Here is a 15028-nt window from a genome sequence, read left to right as displayed (position 1 = left end):
ATTAAAATATACCCAGTAATTTTTTACGGTCATACATGATCAGGATGCCATTTACGCAACCGTTGGCATCTTTGGTCAGGTTCACCCTTTCTATCTTGAATTTTTTCTTGCCATAAATACGGGAGCAGAAGTGTTCAAAATTATCCTGGTCGTTACCGTTCAGTACCACTTTGGTACCGAGGTTATTACAGAGATACTGCGCGAAGTCTGCTGCTGTTTTCTGTTTGGTGGTTACCTGGGTGAGCAGGTATTTAAATTCGTCATCGGAGATAGAGGGTTTAGGCTTTTCCACTGCCGGTGGTGGTTCCGGTGCTTTGGGTTGTACCGGTTCGGGGTTGAAAGGTACATCAGGAGTATGTTCCGGCGCCGCAGGGCGTGCGGGGAATACGGTAATGTGTTTGAGTACCATATGGGCACTGTCGCCGTTGATGATGAGCGACAGGGTTCTTTCACCGGGAGAAGAGAAGGTGTAGGTAACGGTAGCGCCTGAATGCATTTCTGCGTTGTCCTGCAGGAGCCGCCAGCTCCATTGGGTAGCAGAGGATGTTTTGTTCGTAAAAGTAACAGGTCTGCCTGCAAAGGCTTCAGACGGACCTTCAATAACCGGGAAAATATCGGGCTTGCCACCGGTATTTTCCACGGGCATGGTTACGAGTACTTCTTTTGTCCAGCTGCATTTGCCGGAACTGAGGGTAACCATGTAGCTGCCAGCTTTATTGAAGGAGTGGTACACCTGTTGGCCGGTGGCCTTATTGCTGGAATCGCCAAATTCCCAGGTGTAGTTGTTAGTTTTTTTATCGTGATTAGTGGCGTTGAAAGTAATGACTTCGCCTACCAGGTAGGCTTTACTGTTGGTGTTTTGAACATGACTCAGTATAATATCGGTATTGCTGCAATCTTCTTTGGTATCGAGCTGAAAGGCCAGCAGCACGCCGCTGATCAGGAAGAGCGCAAAGAAAGTCCACAGTACCATGGGGTCGACATGACTGGCAATTTTTCCAAAAGGTCGGAATGAGTTAACCTTACGTTCATTTTCGGGTTTACGGGGGGCCATCGGTTTTTCAGGTTTTTACGATATTGCAATTTTAGTGTTTTTTTGGATAAATTGCTAAACTTAACCCGGTGAAAAAATTTTTCAGGGCATTAAAATTTAAGCTGTAATTATGGAGAATAATAAAAGCAATCCCCTATTTTTGCTGCTAGTTGTTAGCCCGGAACCATAGTCGAACGAACGATAGTTATGCTAACAGTCGTCAGCTAATAGCAGGATAAGAAGAACCTAAAATCAACACCTTATGGTAAACAATGCACAGAAAGCCGCCGTGCTGGAGGAAGTGATTGCCCATGTCGATGCTTTGCCCTATGATGTGAGGGCAGAAGTAGTGGTAGGGGAATTGCTGGATAACTGTGTACGGGAGGAAGAAGTGGTGGTACAGATGCAGAATGTATTTACCCGTTCGTTTACCACAGATATTACGCAGGTAAAGCTGGATGATAGCCAGCCCTATCAGCCGTTTATTAATTTAACGCTTTCCCGCGATGGTATCTACGACCGCCTTCCCCAGGGAATTTTTCATGAATTCAAGCAGGAACCTTCTTCCCGGCAGATGGGGGTGGGAGAGATGGTGGCGCGTTATAAGCGGCAACAGCAGCAGCAGCAGCAGGCCCGTCGTTTTTTTCAGCCGCTGGAGAATGAATTTTTCCTGCAGCGGGTGTACCTGGAACAGCGGGAGAAGCATTTGTTATTTGATGTATTTGGTAAAGATGCCGACCAGTTATTTCACGCATTCTGGAACCTGCCGGAAGGACTACCGGATGTGGGCGCTAACAGGCTGGTAAAACTCCTGCCCTATGTACATCGAATTGCCGGTAATAGTTCGCTGATAAAGCTTTGCCTGGAGCAGGTATTTGAAGAAACCGTGAGTATCACGATTGACCGGAATCCGCAGCTGGTGGAAACGGACAATGGCGTCCCCCTGGGAGAATGTGCCCTTGGCGTGGATGCGATGGTAGGCACCTCCTGTTATATCGATATGCCTGTTATTACGGTGAGCATTGGGCCGGTTAAACGCCAACGGTTATACGATTACCTGCCCTGGCGGCCTTATGGAAAGCTGCTGGAGGTATGTTACGGCTACCTGTTTCCTGCCGATGCGGAAGTAAAAACTTTATTATTACCGCCCGCCGGTGAGAAAACGGTGGTCATGGCCGATAAGCAACCTGATCAGGGATTAATGGGTTATAATTTTTTTCTGTGAGCGATTGATTCATTATATTATGGAATTATATTTGCTGTTACCCGGCATCTGAAAAACCGAAAACATGTTAGTACCCAAACCCGAAAAACCTTGACATATTATCAGAGCTATGAGATACACTGCTAAGTTTTACATTATGCTGGCCGGCGTTATGGCCGTAGGATCTTTCATAGTGGCTTTGCTCAGCAGATACATTAAAAATTTCAGCCTTTATAAAAAGAAAGCACTGTTGTATTTAGTGTGTATGACGCTGGTATTTGCCGTTATCAGTTCCATCCCTTTCCTGTTTACCCATCAGAACCTGATGAATCAGTATCTCTTTTATGAAGTATGGTTCCTGGGGCTGGGGGTTGTTCACTGTCACTTTATGTATACCCGTTTTTGGGCAAATGAAACCACGCTGGTATCTGAACTGGCTTTTATCCTGGCTATCTGGTTGTTTGGCGGTGCCGGGTTTGTACTGGTCAACCGCTTCCTCGATAAGGATACCTTCCTGTATTATCCGATGCTTACCAGTATGTTTTCTTTTGTACTTCCCACATTTGTATATAAAACTTTTGAGCGGATGATGGCTATCCCGGTAAAAGTGCATAAATGGTGGCAATACCCAATGTATAAGGAAGTGCCGGAGGTAAATGAAGACGAGATGCGGGACCTGATCGTGATCGGACTGGAAATGGAGAAGGGACTTAAAGATGGTACCCGTACTTATTTCCGTGCAAGAACGCCGATTAAAATGGACCTGGGCGATTTATTTTACCACTTTATTAATGACTATAATGATCGTTATCCCAATACCCCCATTGATTTTGTAGATAACAACGGGCAGCCCTACGGATGGGTGTTTCACCTGAAGCCACGCTGGTTTGGCGGCGCTAAAACGCTCGACCCTCACAAGGCAGTGTTTATGAATGGCATCAAGGAAAACAGTGTGATCATTTGTAATAGAATAATGTTATCCTAAAAGCAGTATTATGGCAGAACCGTTAAAGCATTTTCCCGTTAACTGGGTAGATGGCATGAAGATAAAGAAGCAGCATTTTATTGATACGGAAAATGCGCTGTTGGATCAGATCAGGGATGCGCTGGCCTGCGGCATTCATGCACTCAACTATGGCTTATTACCTCCCAAAGGTGAAAATAAAGAATCGCTGCGTTGCTGGTTTGTGAGTGACAATCAACAGCAGTGGCGCATCAAACTGACAGAATGCAGGGCGGTAACGCCCGGTGGCGGCAGGATTGAGGTACCCGAACATACGGTACATTCCCTCAAGTACGCCACCACTTTCCCCGAAGCTACTTACAACTGGGACCCGCAGCATACAGAAAGCAGCTATTACGTACTCATGCAGGTGAACCCGTTTAACCGCCAGCCCAGTGGGGAACCATTATTGGATGAAGATCCGCCAAGATTGCCGTATGCTACCCCGGAATATAGCTTATATGTAGCCCCTGCCTCCCAGTTGCCTTCCGGCCAGTTAGGCAGCTACCAGATGGTGCTGGCACGTATCAACGTAATAGATGGCCGCCCGCTGATGGACGATGATTATATTCCCCCGTGCAGCATTGTGAGTGCCCACCCGTCGCTGATCGACCTGTATCATGAGCTTGATCAGTTCCTCGGGCAAATGGAATTGTATGGGGTGCATATCGTGCAAAAAATTTATGGCAGGAATCAGAATAACGACCTGGCGCTGGTAGTACTTTATACTACGGAGAAGATGGTACAGTTCCTCGGTACGCGGATCACCCAGTTCAGATGGCTGGCCATGAACCAGCCGCCGGCACAGATGCTGGAAATCATTGCCGGACTGGCCCGCACGATGAAAAATGCTATTGATCAACGTGCCGGCGCCGGTAAAGAAGAACTGCTCAACTATTTATCTGAATGGTGCGAACTCAGACAGGGGGAACTGGAAACCCTTATGATCAACTGCGCCAATATCCGTTATAAACACCTGGATGTACGCGAATGCCTGCAACCCATGATTCCTTTCGTTAGGGCAGTGAACAAACTCTTTGAAAGCTTGAGCAGACTGGATTATATCGGACGCAAGCAGGACAGCAATATTTTTGTGAAAGAAGAATCACAGGAGGATTCCGAGTACCTCCGTAAACATAAAGCCAAGCGTTGGTTTTTTACGGACTAAGCGCGCAACCGTTATGCGCACTTCGTTATATGATCATTTAGTTAAAGAATAATTCTGAAATATGCAAGTATTAAACAGGCAGGAAAGAAATGTTTCCTTTATTTGGTTCCTTTTGTTTTTTATCATCACCGTAGGCTTGTTTGTATTAGCCGTATTTTTTAATTACCAGGTGCCAGCCAGGGAAAATGCTGCGTTACGTAAGGAATTGACGGCTTTCCGGGAAGAACAGGCGTTCCAGGCCACCTTCCTGCAAAAGCTGGATAAGGTGAAGCATAATCTCGACTCTATTAACCTGCCCAATCAGAATGCCACGTATATGGACCAGATCATTGCTGCTTCCCTGGCCGATATGCGCAACTCTATCCCAAAAGAAGCGGTGACGCATTTTGGCTTGTATGATAATGTTGTACAAAACTGCCTGTCACTGCAGCAAACCAAGCAACAGCTGCGGGAGTTACAGAATGCACAACAAAATATTGCGGGATTAAAAGAACAGGTAGCAGATCTCAACAGGCAACTGGAAACCAAGAGCAGGGACCTGGATAACTGTCGCCAGATGATGTTGCTGAATAGCCGTGCGCATTAACTGAAAAGACTATATTATCTTTTAGATATGAGGGTAAAAATTATTCGTTAGGACTCTTAATTATTGAAAATTTCATCCTATATTTGAGACTTATAAATTCATAAATAAATCTTAGGTATTTTTCTTTATTGTAACCTTAAAAATTAACCCAACATGTCCTTCAAAGCAAAATTTGAAACAGGCGGACAAGAGTACAACGTACAGCATGTCGCCTACGACCTCACACAGGAAACAGATGCTACCGGTCGCCCTTCAGCCATCACCCGTGGCGGACGCATTAAGCTGACAGTAGAATCTACCGGAAAAACAGATCTCTTCGAATGGATGGTCAACAACTTCGAAAGAAAAGATGGTTCCATCACTTTCTTCAAGAGAGATACTGATTCCAAATTAAAAACCCTGGAATTTAAAGAGGGTTACCTGGTTAAGTTTGAAGAGTCTTTTGACTATGAAAACAAAAACCCAATGGTAATTTCCTTTACCATTTCTGCCCGTGAAATTAGCATGGGTAATGCAAAACATGTTAATGAGTGGGTATAATAACTCCTTACAGTATGCAAAAGGGCCGTCTCTACCCAGTAGAGGCGGCTTCTTTTTTAATGCCGTTATTACTGCGATATATTCGCATGATTAGTATATAGCCCACCAGATCCACCAAATGTACAGCGGCTGAAAGAGCAAGCGACTCCACGTATACCAGGGTTTAGCAGGTAATCCACCGGGAGCAGGTAGTTTTTTCACAGCCACCCTGATATTGGCCGGGAACATCGCGATTAACAATATTGTCAGGCCCCAACCCGCGTAATATTGGAAAGCTGGAATTAGCAAGCCCACTCCCAGCAATATTTCCAGGATACCAGTGAATATTACCAGGGAGAAAGGAAAGGGCAACATGCCCTCAATCATATATACCAATTTGCGGGGACTTATTAAATGTGCTACTCCAATCAGCACAAACATGACCGCGGCTGCTATCCGTGCATCCATAGATAATGCCTGTAGTGATGAAATACCGAGGAGGTGACCTATCGCCCATAACAGCAACATTATGCTGCATAAACCAGAGAAAAATGCCATGCGTATAAATTTATATCACAAAGGTCCGTACCTGGTTTCGTTATTACGTTAACAAATGTTAGTTAATCCATTATTCGGTGGCATTCATATTTTTCCGGATACGGCTAAGGCTCTCGGGCTCAATACCCAGGTAGGAAGCAATCTGTTTGATGGGAATATGTTGTATCACCTCTGGATGTTCCTGGAGTAGTTGCGCATATCTTTCCTGGGCGGAATATTGCAAGAAGGATAACTCCCGGTTGTATTTGCGGAGATATTGTTGTTCGGCTATCAGCCGGCCTATTCGCTCTGACTGATGAGATGCGTGATATAATTGGTGCAGATCGGCGTAATGAAAAGCATACCCCGTAACAGGCATAATGGCCTGTATATTTACCGCAGCAGGTTGCCTGGTAATAAAAGAGGCATAAGAGGCGCAGAACGATCCTGGAAATGAGAAATCCAGGCTGATTTCTTTCCCATTGTGTAAGGTGTAAACCCTCACAATACCCGTGGCAATAAAATAAATAGCCTGAGAGGTTTTGCCGGCTTCAGAAAGTAATTCCCCTGTTTTATAACTCACCGGCTGCAGGATGGCTTCAAAGGCATTCCAATCCTGGAGCGGCTCCCGGAGCAATGCCTGCAGCTGTTGTTTTATGTGTAGGGTATCTGACATCTGTTACGTCTTTCTCAGTTGTATAGACTGTACAAAGTGATGGTGACCTTTTTCCAGGATCAGGCTGGCCCGGTAGCGGGTAGGTGCAATATTCTGTTCTAGGTTAGGTTTATTAATGTCTTCCCAAATCTGGGTGGCCAGTTCCACGGTGGCAGTATCAGAGAGATGGGCATAGCGGTGGAAAAACGATTCCGGGTTCTGAAAGGCGGTCCTGCGGAGCGATTCGAAGCGCGCGATATACCACTTACGGATATCTTTTTCTGCGGCATCTACATAGATGCTGAAGTCGAAGAAGTCGGATACGAAAACGGCCGGATCTTTCTGTTGCTGACGTGGACGTACCTGTAACACATTTACGCCTTCTACAATTACGATATCGGGTTGTTCTACCCACTGGAGTTGCCCGGGTAATATATCATACTCCAGGTGGGAGTAAAGCGGCGCCGCCACCCTTTCCTTGCCGGATTTTACATCTGCCAGGAAGTGAATGAGCCGCTTGATATCGTAGCTTTCAGGAAAACCTTTACGGTTCATGATATTATTGGCTTCCAGTATTTTGTTGGGATACAGGAATCCATCGGTGGTTACCAGGTCCACCCGGGGGTGATTGGGCCAGGCTTGCAGCAGTTTTTGCAGGACCCTGGCGGTAGTACTTTTTCCTACGGCCACACTACCTGCAATGCCAATAATATAGGGTACTTTATGTACCTGGCTGCTGAGAAAGTTGCTGGTAGCGGTATGTAGTTGTTGGGATCCTGTAACATATAAATTCAACAGGTGCGCCAGCGGAAGATATACCTGTGTAATTTCTTCCTGGGTGAGTGGTTCGTTCATACCATGGAGTGCTTCCAGGTCGTAGTCCTGCATTTGCAGCATAGCATCACCGCTTCTTTCTGCCCATTCCTTACGGGAGAAGCTGATATAGGGAGTATAGCGGTCGCGTTTCAGAGAAGTGGTCATTACAAGTTTAGCTTTTAGCAACCCGTCGTTGAAAATGTCAGCAGCGGATCACTATTGTTGTATGTAAACAGTTTTAACGTTCAAAAATTCGTGTGTGCCTTCCAGTGATAGCTCACGACCATAGCCCGATTGTTTAACGCCGCCGAAAGGCAGGCGGGCATCGGACCTCACCATGGCATTGATAAATACGTTGCCGCTTTCTATCTGGTTAGCCAGGTGGGCGGCTTTGTCCAGGTCGCTGGTCCATAATGCCGCACCCAGTCCAAAGTCTGTTTCATTGGCCAGGGTAATGGCTTCGGCTTCATTGGCAGCCGGTATGATCACTGCCACAGGACCAAATGTTTCTTCTTTAAAAACGGTCATGTTGTTGGTCACCCCGGTTAGCAAGGTAGGCGCAAAGTTACAGCCTTCGTGCGTGCCGCCCAACTCCAGTTGAGCGCCCTGGCGAATGCTTTCCTGCAGCTGTTTGTTTAGCTCTTCGGCCAGGTCGGGGCGGGCCATAGGCCCCATTTGCGTGGTATCGAGCGTAGGGTCGCCCTGGTGAAGATCCTGGAGAATACGCTTTACTTCGGCGGTGAAGGTGGGCACAATTTCTTCTTCCACAATCCACCGCTTGGCAGCTATACATGATTGACCGGCATTTTGCATACGGCCTTGTACAGCGGTTTTAGCAGCGGCTTCCAGGTCGGCGTCTTTCAATACAATAAATGGATCGCTGCCACCCAGTTCCAGCACTGTTTTTTTGATATACTTTCCTGCCAGTGCTGCCACACTTTTGCCCGCCGGTGTGCTACCGGTAAGCGTTACACCCTGTACACGCGGATCTGCAATAATGGGCTCTAAATCTTTGGAAGCTACCAGCAACGATTGGAAAGTACCTTGTGGAAAATTACTGGTGGTGAACAATTTTTCAATGGCCAATGCACAGCCGCTTACGTTGCTGGCGTGTTTTAATAAGCCGGTATTGCCTGCCAGTATATTAGGAATGGCAAAGCGGAATACCTGCCAGTAAGGAAAGTTCCAGGGCATAATGGCCAGCACAATTCCTTTGGGTTCATAAGATACATAGCTTTTATATGCGTCGGAATGAATCGGCCTGGGCGCTAACATGCCGGCAATATTTTCTGCATAATATTCTGCAGTTGTAGCACATTTCAATACTTCTGCCCTGGCTTCTTTCAGCGTTTTGCCCATTTCCTGTGTGATCAGGGCAGCATGCATATCCACATCATTTTTCAATGAGGCGGCTACTTCCATCATCCACTGCCGGCGTTGTTCCAGTGGCACCTGTAATAATTCGCGGTAAGCCTGGTGTCCCAACGCTAATTTATTTTCTATCTCTGCCTGCGTATGCGCGGTGTATACTGCAATGGTTTCCTGTGTAAACGGGTTGATGCTTGTAAACATGGCTTTAGCTTTTAGCCGTTAGTGAATAGTCCTGCAAATTTACCGTTTTCCACTAAAAGCTAACTGCTAAAAGCTAAATGCTATCTTTGCAGTGTTTAAACCCAGCACAACTTTATGACGCTTAGCAGATGGAATATTTTAGTGATGGCCCTTTGTACTGGCCTGATCGTAGCCAATATTTATTACAGCCAACCTCTACTGGTACTGATGAGTGAGGAGTTTGGCGTAACGGAAAGCAATGCCGGACAAGTAACTTTCTTTACACAGCTGGGATACGCCCTTGGATTGTTGTTTTGCGTACCCCTGGGTGATAAGCTGGAACGTAAATCGCAGATTGTGGTGATGACGCTGGCGGCCGTGGTAGCGTTAGTAGCTGCTGCCAAATCAGTAAACATCACCATGTTGAAAGTAACTGGGCTGATGATAGGATTTACTTCGGTGGTACCTCAATTGATTTTGCCATTGGCGGCCAACCTCTCAGACCCTGCCAGTCGCGGTAAAGTAATTGGTACCATCATGAGTGGTTTGCTGGTGGGCATTTTATTATCGCGGACGCTCAGCGGTATGGTCGGGCATCACCTGGGCTGGAGAGCAATGTTCTGGATTGCTGCAGGCATCAGCGCTTTGCTGGCATTGATCATGATTACCTCTTTTCCGTCGAGTAAGCCCAGTTTCAATGGTACTTACGGGCAATTGATGAAATCATTACTCACCCTGATCAAAGAGCAACCGGTGTTGAGGGAAGCATCAGCGATCAATGCCTGTTGCTTTGCGATGTTTGGTATGTTCTGGACAACGGTGGTGTTTTTATTGTCGGCGCCACCTTTTAAGTATACGAGCGAACAAATTGGTTTAATGGGACTGGCTGCTGCTGCAGGTGCCCTGGGTGCGCCGTTGGTAGGTAGAATAGCCGACAAAAAGAATCCGCGCATTGCGATCGGCTATGGCATTATTTTTCTGTTCCTCGGTTATTTTCTCTTTTATGTATTTCAAACCAAACTCATTGGCATCATTATCGGTATTGTGGCAATAGACCTGGGTTTACAAGGTATTCACGTATCTAATCAAACGCGCATTTACACCCTTTTACCGGAAGCGAGGAACCGTTTAAACACAGTGTTTATGACCACCAGTTTTATTGGTACCTCGCTGGGCTCCGGCATCGGGTTGTGGGTATGGTCGGTGGCACAATGGAAGGGCGTATGTATGGCTGGTACGGGCCTTATTTCCATTGCGTTGATTATTTACCTGGCTACCTATAAAAAATCAGGCCGGGTGGTTAGCGCTTAATACGATTTAGCAGTACCACTACGATCAACAGGTAGGCCATCATACAAAACAAGGCGATTTTATAAGCAAAATAGTAATGTCCCGAAGTGCGTGCCAGGTACAGGAAAACACCGCCTAGTATACTGATGCCCAGCGCGGAGGAAACCTGTTGTATAGTAGAATACACCCCGCTGGCGGCTCCTGCTTTGTCGGCCGGCATATCCCACATGGCTACCTTCAATAAAGAAGGCATCATCAGGCCGGAGCCAATGCCGTAGATGATCAGGCAGGGAAGGATATCCCAGGGCGTGATAAATTTCTCCTGGAATAATACCAGTTGACAAATAAAGGAGAGGATCATCAATCCTGCGGCTACCTGTAACAGGCGGATACGATACCGGGCGGCATTTTTAATAGACCATAGTGATGCCAGCAGAAACGCACCCGTTTGAAACACAAAATAATTGCCGGCAGTAAAAGGAGGGATGTTGAACCCACTTTGAAAAAAGATAGATACTGCAAAGATATAAGCGGTATTTACCCCGAAGAAAAATAATACACAAAGCACCGCGATATTGAAGCTCCGGATTTTAAAAAGCGACAGTGGTACCAATGGATCTTTTTGTTGCTGACCCAATTTCCGCTGATATCCCACAAAAAATAGCAATAGCAGCAATGACACTACCAGCATGGCTTTGGTCCAGAGTGGCCAGCCCAGCTCTGTACCCTGGATAATAGGATATACCAGGAGAGATAAGGCGGCAGTGAGTATAAAGATGCCGGGAATATCGAAACGGGTGGATTTGTTTTGCTGTGATTCCGGTACAAAATAAAACGCCAGTACCATGGCAATGACGCCTACGGGCAGGTTTACGAGGAAGATGAGCCGCCAGCTGTCAGTAATGAGATGAGAGGAAATAAAATAGCCGCCCAGGAATTGGCCCAGCGTGGCGCCGGTGCCCAATGCCATGCCGTACATGCCATAGGCTTTGTCCCTGTCGGTAGGCGATTGAAAGTTCAGTTGTATTAACGTAATGGTTTGCGGTACCGTAAACGCAGCGGCTACGCCCTGCAGGAAACGGGAAACGATGAGCATGGGCATAGATATCGCAAAACCACAGAGGGCGGAGGAGATTGTAAAGGCGGCCAGTCCGGCGATAAACACTTTCTTTTTACCCAGGTAATCGCCGGTGCGGCTGCCCGTAATGAGGAATACGGCGTATCCCAGCAGGTAAGAAGCTACCACCAGTTCCAGCGCGGCATCGGAGCTATTAAAATATGTTTTGATGGCGGGGGCGCTAATATTGACGATAAAGATGTCGACTACCGTGATCAGGGGAGCTAACAGGATGATGGCCAGCGACAGCCAGGGGCTGGTGCTATAGTTATTGATATATACAGACCGGTCTGTTTTCATGTAAGTAGAATTTTGTAGTGGTAAATGAAATGGTTTTATAAAGTGGCCAGTAGTTTTTGTACGATGTTGATGGTGTCTTCCACCGGTTTAGGTGATTTCATGAGATATCCCTGCAAGCCGGCGCCTTCATAAAGATTGTGCAGCATATCGGTCCATTCGGTGAGTGAGGCTTCGGGGAAGGGATCTTTGATTGCCTGCAGCTGGCTGGCAATCAGCGCTTTGATGGTTTGATTGTGGGTATTGATTTGCAGCTGGGCGTCTTCATTTAAGTGAGGTAGTTCATAGGCGATGCGTATAAAGGCGCAGCCCCTGAATTGGTTTTCCTGCATATGTTGCAGGCGATATTTGAACAGGCCTATTAGTCTTTCTTTGCCTGGGGCCAGTTGTTCCAGGTACTTCATCCGCTGTTCGTGGTTGCACACCCGGGTGTTTTGCAGGTAGGCAGTGAGCAGCGTTTCTTTTGAGGAGAAGTGCTGGTACAGGCTGGCTTTGGCGATACCGGCTTCTTCGATGATCTGGTTAATGCCGGTGGCCTGGTAGCCTTGCTGGTAAAACAGCTCCGCCGCCGTATGTAGAATTCTTTCTTTTGCGCCTTCTTTCATAACACAATATTAGGGCGTTTTTAGTAAACAGACAAGTCTGTATGTTTATTTGAAAGAAAGGTGACAAAAGCACAAAGCCCTTCGCCGTGGCGGAGGGCTTTGTTGATAATATTGCTAAATGCATTTAGGGAAAGTATCTAAGCAAGGGTGTCACCGGGCTTATTAGTCAACTTTCGTAATCTTCAGCATATTAGTAGGCAAGTGTTCTTTAACAGGCGTACTACCGGTATTTACGGCCACATCGCCGGTTTTGATGAAGCCTCTTTCTTTCAGGATGTTGATCTGATCGAAAACGATATCATCGAGACTTTCTTCTTCTTCGTAGTAGAAGGCGCGTACACCCCAGCTGAGGCTCAACTGGTTTACGAGCGATCTTTCTTTGGTGAAGATATAGAGTGGGCTGCGTGGGCGGTAGCTGCTCAGCATAAAGCCGGTGTAGCCGCTTTGGGTCATACCAATGAGGGCATCAGCATCCAGGTCTTCCGCAATTTTACAGGCGTTGTAGCACAGTGCATCGCTGAGGAAGGTAGGAGAGTGGCGGTGCGGGATCAGGTTACGGTTGTAGATGATTGCTTCTTTTTCCACTTCCTGGATGATTTTATTCATCGTTTGGATCACCAGTTCGGGGAACATACCAGTAGCTGTTTCACCGCTAAGCATCACCGCGTCGGCGCCTTCCAGTACTGCGTTAGCTACGTCGGTGATTTCGCTACGGTTAGGACGGGTGCGGTCCATCATGCTTTCCATCATTTGTGTAGCCACAATAACGGGTTTTGCACGGTGAATACATTTGCGGATAATATCTTTCTGGATCATTGGAATCTGCTCTACGGGCAGTTCTACGCCAAGGTCACCACGGGCAATCATTACGCCATCACTTTCCCAGATGATTTCTTTTAAGTTCTGAATGGCTTCAGGCTTCTCGATTTTAGAAATGATCTTGATTTTAGAATTACGTGCTTCCAGGCGTTTGCGCAGATCGGCGAGATCTTTTACGCTTCTTACGAAAGACAGCGCTACCCAGTCGCATTCCTGGTCGATAATGAATTCCAGGTCGATAATATCTTTTTCAGTCAGTGCAGGGAGGGAAATTTTGGTATCCGGGAGGTTGAAGCCTTTTTTAGAAGACAGTACACCTGGTAAGCTTACTTCTGCTTTGATTTCTCCGTTGGCAGTGATTTCTTTTACGATGGTTTCTATTTTACCATCGTCCAGCAGGATTTTCTGGCCTTGTTTGAGATCTTTGTAAAGATCTGGGTAGGAAACGTAGATTTTTTCCATATTACCCACCAGTTTCTCATTCACGAAGGTGAGGATATCTCCTTTTTTCAGCGGGAGGGCGTTGTTTTCGATTTCACCCACGCGCAGTTTAGGACCTTGTAAATCGGCCAGGATGGCTACGGTATAAGGTTCTGTTTTATTGATCTGGCGGATGTATTCAATAATCCGCAGTTTATCTTCATGCGAGCCATGTGAAAAGTTGAGACGGAAAACGTTAACACCGGCTTTTACTAAAGCCAGCAGTCCATCATAGGTATCACACGCAGGGCCAACAGTGGCCACAATTTTTGTTTTGTGCGAAGAGTGCTCTCTACCCGCAGCATTATCCATCTGCTTGTGATAGTATTTCGAAAGATCCTTTGTACTCATAAGTCTGATTTTTTAACTCGCAAGAATTTTAACAATCTTAAACCATTCAGGGTCGATTTCCTGTTTGGCTTTAACAGCTTTATCAAGAGGAGTGTAATGAATTTTGTCGTTTACTACGCCAATCATTACATTGTGAATGCCTTCCAGCAGGGCATCTACAGCTGCATAGCCCAGGCGGCTCGCCAGAATGCGATCTGTACAGGTGGGAGCGCCGCCGCGTTGAATATGCCCGAGGATACTCACCCGGGTGTCGAGTTGAGGACATCTCTCTTTAATGATGCGCCCAACTTCCTGTGCGCCGCCGGTTTCATCACCTTCGGCTACCACAATCAGGTTAACCAGTTTTCTGCGACGTTCGTTCGCCTGCAGTTCTTCAATAATGTCGTTTACTTCCGTTTTGCGTTCCGGCATCAATATGTGTTCCGCACCAGTGGAAATACCGCTGTGTAATGCAATGTAACCGGCATCACGGCCCATTACTTCAATTACAAACAAACGGTCATGCGCATCCGCGGTGTCCCTGATTTTGTCTATCGCTTCTACTGCTGTATTTACAGCCGTGTCAAATCCAATAGTCGAGTCAGTCCCTGCAATGTCCTTGTCAATAGTACCAGGCAAGCCTATACACGGAATGTCAAATTCCTGGCTGAACTTTTGCGCACCATTAAACGAGCCGTCACCACCTATTACTACCAGCCCGTCAATGTTGTGTTTCTTCAGATTTTCGTAAGCCATTTTTCGCCCTTCATATTCATAGAACTCTCTGCAGCGGGCGGTCTTCAATATCGTGCCCCCGCGCTGAATAATGTTGGCAACAGATTTTGATTCCATCGGGAAAATCTCGTTCTTCAACATTCCCCTATAGCCGTACATTATGCCGTACACATTCAGCTGATGATAAATGCCCGTTCTTACAACGGCACGAACTGCTGCGTTCATGCCAGGAGCATCTCCCCCGGATGTAAGGACTGCAATGTTGTTGAGTTTTTTCATATAA

At 46.6% G+C, this 15028-nt stretch carries 15 protein-coding genes; 6 read left to right on the top strand and 9 right to left on the bottom strand.

Translation table 11 applies throughout. The features are described from left to right. Position 1: 1 nt before the first annotated feature. Entirely contained in the window at positions 2-1054 is a 1053-nt protein-coding gene (locus tag FHW36_RS19775) for a PKD domain-containing protein (protein WP_145671321.1), read from the bottom strand. Positions 1055-1295: 241 nt separating this feature from the next. Between FHW36_RS19775 and FHW36_RS19770 the strand changes: the two genes are divergently transcribed. The 5 genes from FHW36_RS19770 (at position 1296) to tssD (ending at position 5534) form a co-directional block, all read left to right on the top strand. Continuing rightward, positions 1296-2258 (top strand): hypothetical protein, encoded by a 963-nt coding sequence (locus FHW36_RS19770; RefSeq protein WP_145671320.1) that lies wholly within the window; start codon positions 1296-1298, stop codon positions 2256-2258. A 109-nt stretch (positions 2259-2367) separates the two neighbouring features. Beyond that, positions 2368-3222: a TssN family type VI secretion system protein gene (locus tag FHW36_RS19765; RefSeq protein WP_145671319.1), complete on the top strand. Its 855-nt coding sequence runs from the start codon at positions 2368-2370 to the stop codon at positions 3220-3222. A 10-nt stretch (positions 3223-3232) separates the two neighbouring features. Continuing rightward, on the top strand, positions 3233-4408 hold the full coding sequence (locus FHW36_RS19760) for a hypothetical protein (protein ID WP_145671318.1): 1176 nt from the start codon (positions 3233-3235) through the stop codon (positions 4406-4408). Positions 4409-4469: 61 nt separating this feature from the next. Then, positions 4470-4994: a type VI secretion system TssO gene (gene tssO / locus FHW36_RS19755; RefSeq protein ID WP_145671317.1), complete on the top strand. Its 525-nt coding sequence runs from the start codon at positions 4470-4472 to the stop codon at positions 4992-4994. A gap of 153 nt (positions 4995-5147) precedes the next feature. Then, positions 5148-5534, top strand: a complete 387-nt coding sequence (gene tssD / locus FHW36_RS19750; protein WP_145671316.1) for a type VI secretion system tube protein TssD — start codon at positions 5148-5150, stop codon at positions 5532-5534. Positions 5535-5624: 90 nt separating this feature from the next. On the opposite strand, the gene FHW36_RS19745 is transcribed toward tssD, so the two are convergent. The 4 genes from FHW36_RS19745 to FHW36_RS19730 all read right to left on the bottom strand — a co-directional run bounded on the left by FHW36_RS19745 (position 5625) and on the right by FHW36_RS19730 (position 9093). Next, complete coding sequence (locus FHW36_RS19745) at positions 5625-6071, bottom strand: DoxX family protein (RefSeq protein ID WP_145671315.1); 447 nt, start codon at positions 6069-6071, stop codon at positions 5625-5627. A gap of 70 nt (positions 6072-6141) precedes the next feature. Further along, complete coding sequence (locus FHW36_RS19740; RefSeq protein WP_145671314.1) at positions 6142-6726, bottom strand: Crp/Fnr family transcriptional regulator; 585 nt, start codon at positions 6724-6726, stop codon at positions 6142-6144. Between the two features lie 3 nt (positions 6727-6729). After that, positions 6730-7686, bottom strand: a complete 957-nt coding sequence (gene coaA, locus FHW36_RS19735; RefSeq protein ID WP_145671313.1) for a type I pantothenate kinase — start codon at positions 7684-7686, stop codon at positions 6730-6732. A gap of 51 nt (positions 7687-7737) precedes the next feature. Then, the gene (locus FHW36_RS19730) at positions 7738-9093 is read right to left on the bottom strand and encodes an NAD-dependent succinate-semialdehyde dehydrogenase (RefSeq protein ID WP_145671312.1); all 1356 of its coding nucleotides are present in this window, start codon (positions 9091-9093) and stop codon (positions 7738-7740) included. 114 nt (positions 9094-9207) lie between these two features. On the opposite strand from FHW36_RS19730, the gene FHW36_RS19725 reads away from it, so the two are divergent. After that, on the top strand, positions 9208-10383 hold the full coding sequence (locus FHW36_RS19725; protein WP_145671311.1) for an MFS transporter: 1176 nt from the start codon (positions 9208-9210) through the stop codon (positions 10381-10383). On the opposite strand, the gene FHW36_RS19720 is transcribed toward FHW36_RS19725, so the two are convergent. The 4 genes from FHW36_RS19720 to pfkA form a co-directional block, all read right to left on the bottom strand. Then, complete coding sequence (locus FHW36_RS19720) at positions 10373-11779, bottom strand: MFS transporter (RefSeq protein WP_145671310.1); 1407 nt, start codon at positions 11777-11779, stop codon at positions 10373-10375. The genes FHW36_RS19725 and FHW36_RS19720 overlap by 11 nt on opposite strands. 35 nt (positions 11780-11814) lie before the next feature. Continuing rightward, positions 11815-12381, bottom strand: coding sequence for a TetR/AcrR family transcriptional regulator (locus FHW36_RS19715; RefSeq protein ID WP_145671309.1), 567 nt, complete (start codon positions 12379-12381; stop codon positions 11815-11817). A gap of 162 nt (positions 12382-12543) precedes the next feature. After that, on the bottom strand, positions 12544-14031 hold the full coding sequence (gene pyk / locus FHW36_RS19710; protein WP_145671308.1) for a pyruvate kinase: 1488 nt from the start codon (positions 14029-14031) through the stop codon (positions 12544-12546). A gap of 12 nt (positions 14032-14043) precedes the next feature. Further along, the gene (gene pfkA, locus FHW36_RS19705; protein WP_145671307.1) at positions 14044-15024 is read right to left on the bottom strand and encodes a 6-phosphofructokinase; all 981 of its coding nucleotides are present in this window, start codon (positions 15022-15024) and stop codon (positions 14044-14046) included. Between the last annotated feature and the right edge of the window lie 4 nt (positions 15025-15028).

This window comes from Chitinophaga polysaccharea, from assembly GCF_007829335.1.
GTDB classification, from domain to species: Bacteria; Bacteroidota; Bacteroidia; order Chitinophagales; family Chitinophagaceae; genus Chitinophaga; species Chitinophaga polysaccharea_B.
Note: the sequence above shows the minus strand (reverse complement) of the source record. Positions and strands in the feature narration are given on the sequence as shown.

Bases quoted from the DNA above. Each gene is read 5' to 3' on its own strand.
- FHW36_RS19775 (WP_145671321.1), bottom strand. From the start codon at position 1,054: ATGGCCCCCCGTAAACCCGAAAATGAACGTAAGGTTAACTCATTCCGA.
- FHW36_RS19770 (WP_145671320.1), top strand. From the start codon at position 1,296: ATGGTAAACAATGCACAGAAAGCCGCCGTGCTGGAGGAAGTGATTGCC.
- FHW36_RS19765 (WP_145671319.1), top strand. From the start codon at position 2,368: ATGAGATACACTGCTAAGTTTTACATTATGCTGGCCGGCGTTATGGCC.
- FHW36_RS19760 (WP_145671318.1), top strand. From the start codon at position 3,233: ATGGCAGAACCGTTAAAGCATTTTCCCGTTAACTGGGTAGATGGCATG.
- tssO (WP_145671317.1), top strand. From the start codon at position 4,470: ATGCAAGTATTAAACAGGCAGGAAAGAAATGTTTCCTTTATTTGGTTC.
- tssD (WP_145671316.1), top strand. From the start codon at position 5,148: ATGTCCTTCAAAGCAAAATTTGAAACAGGCGGACAAGAGTACAACGTA.
- FHW36_RS19745 (WP_145671315.1), bottom strand. From the start codon at position 6,071: ATGGCATTTTTCTCTGGTTTATGCAGCATAATGTTGCTGTTATGGGCG.
- FHW36_RS19740 (WP_145671314.1), bottom strand. From the start codon at position 6,726: ATGTCAGATACCCTACACATAAAACAACAGCTGCAGGCATTGCTCCGG.
- coaA (WP_145671313.1), bottom strand. From the start codon at position 7,686: ATGACCACTTCTCTGAAACGCGACCGCTATACTCCCTATATCAGCTTC.
- FHW36_RS19730 (WP_145671312.1), bottom strand. From the start codon at position 9,093: ATGTTTACAAGCATCAACCCGTTTACACAGGAAACCATTGCAGTATAC.
- FHW36_RS19725 (WP_145671311.1), top strand. From the start codon at position 9,208: ATGACGCTTAGCAGATGGAATATTTTAGTGATGGCCCTTTGTACTGGC.
- FHW36_RS19720 (WP_145671310.1), bottom strand. From the start codon at position 11,779: ATGAAAACAGACCGGTCTGTATATATCAATAACTATAGCACCAGCCCC.
- FHW36_RS19715 (WP_145671309.1), bottom strand. From the start codon at position 12,381: ATGAAAGAAGGCGCAAAAGAAAGAATTCTACATACGGCGGCGGAGCTG.
- pyk (WP_145671308.1), bottom strand. From the start codon at position 14,031: ATGAGTACAAAGGATCTTTCGAAATACTATCACAAGCAGATGGATAAT.
- pfkA (WP_145671307.1), bottom strand. From the start codon at position 15,024: ATGAAAAAACTCAACAACATTGCAGTCCTTACATCCGGGGGAGATGCT.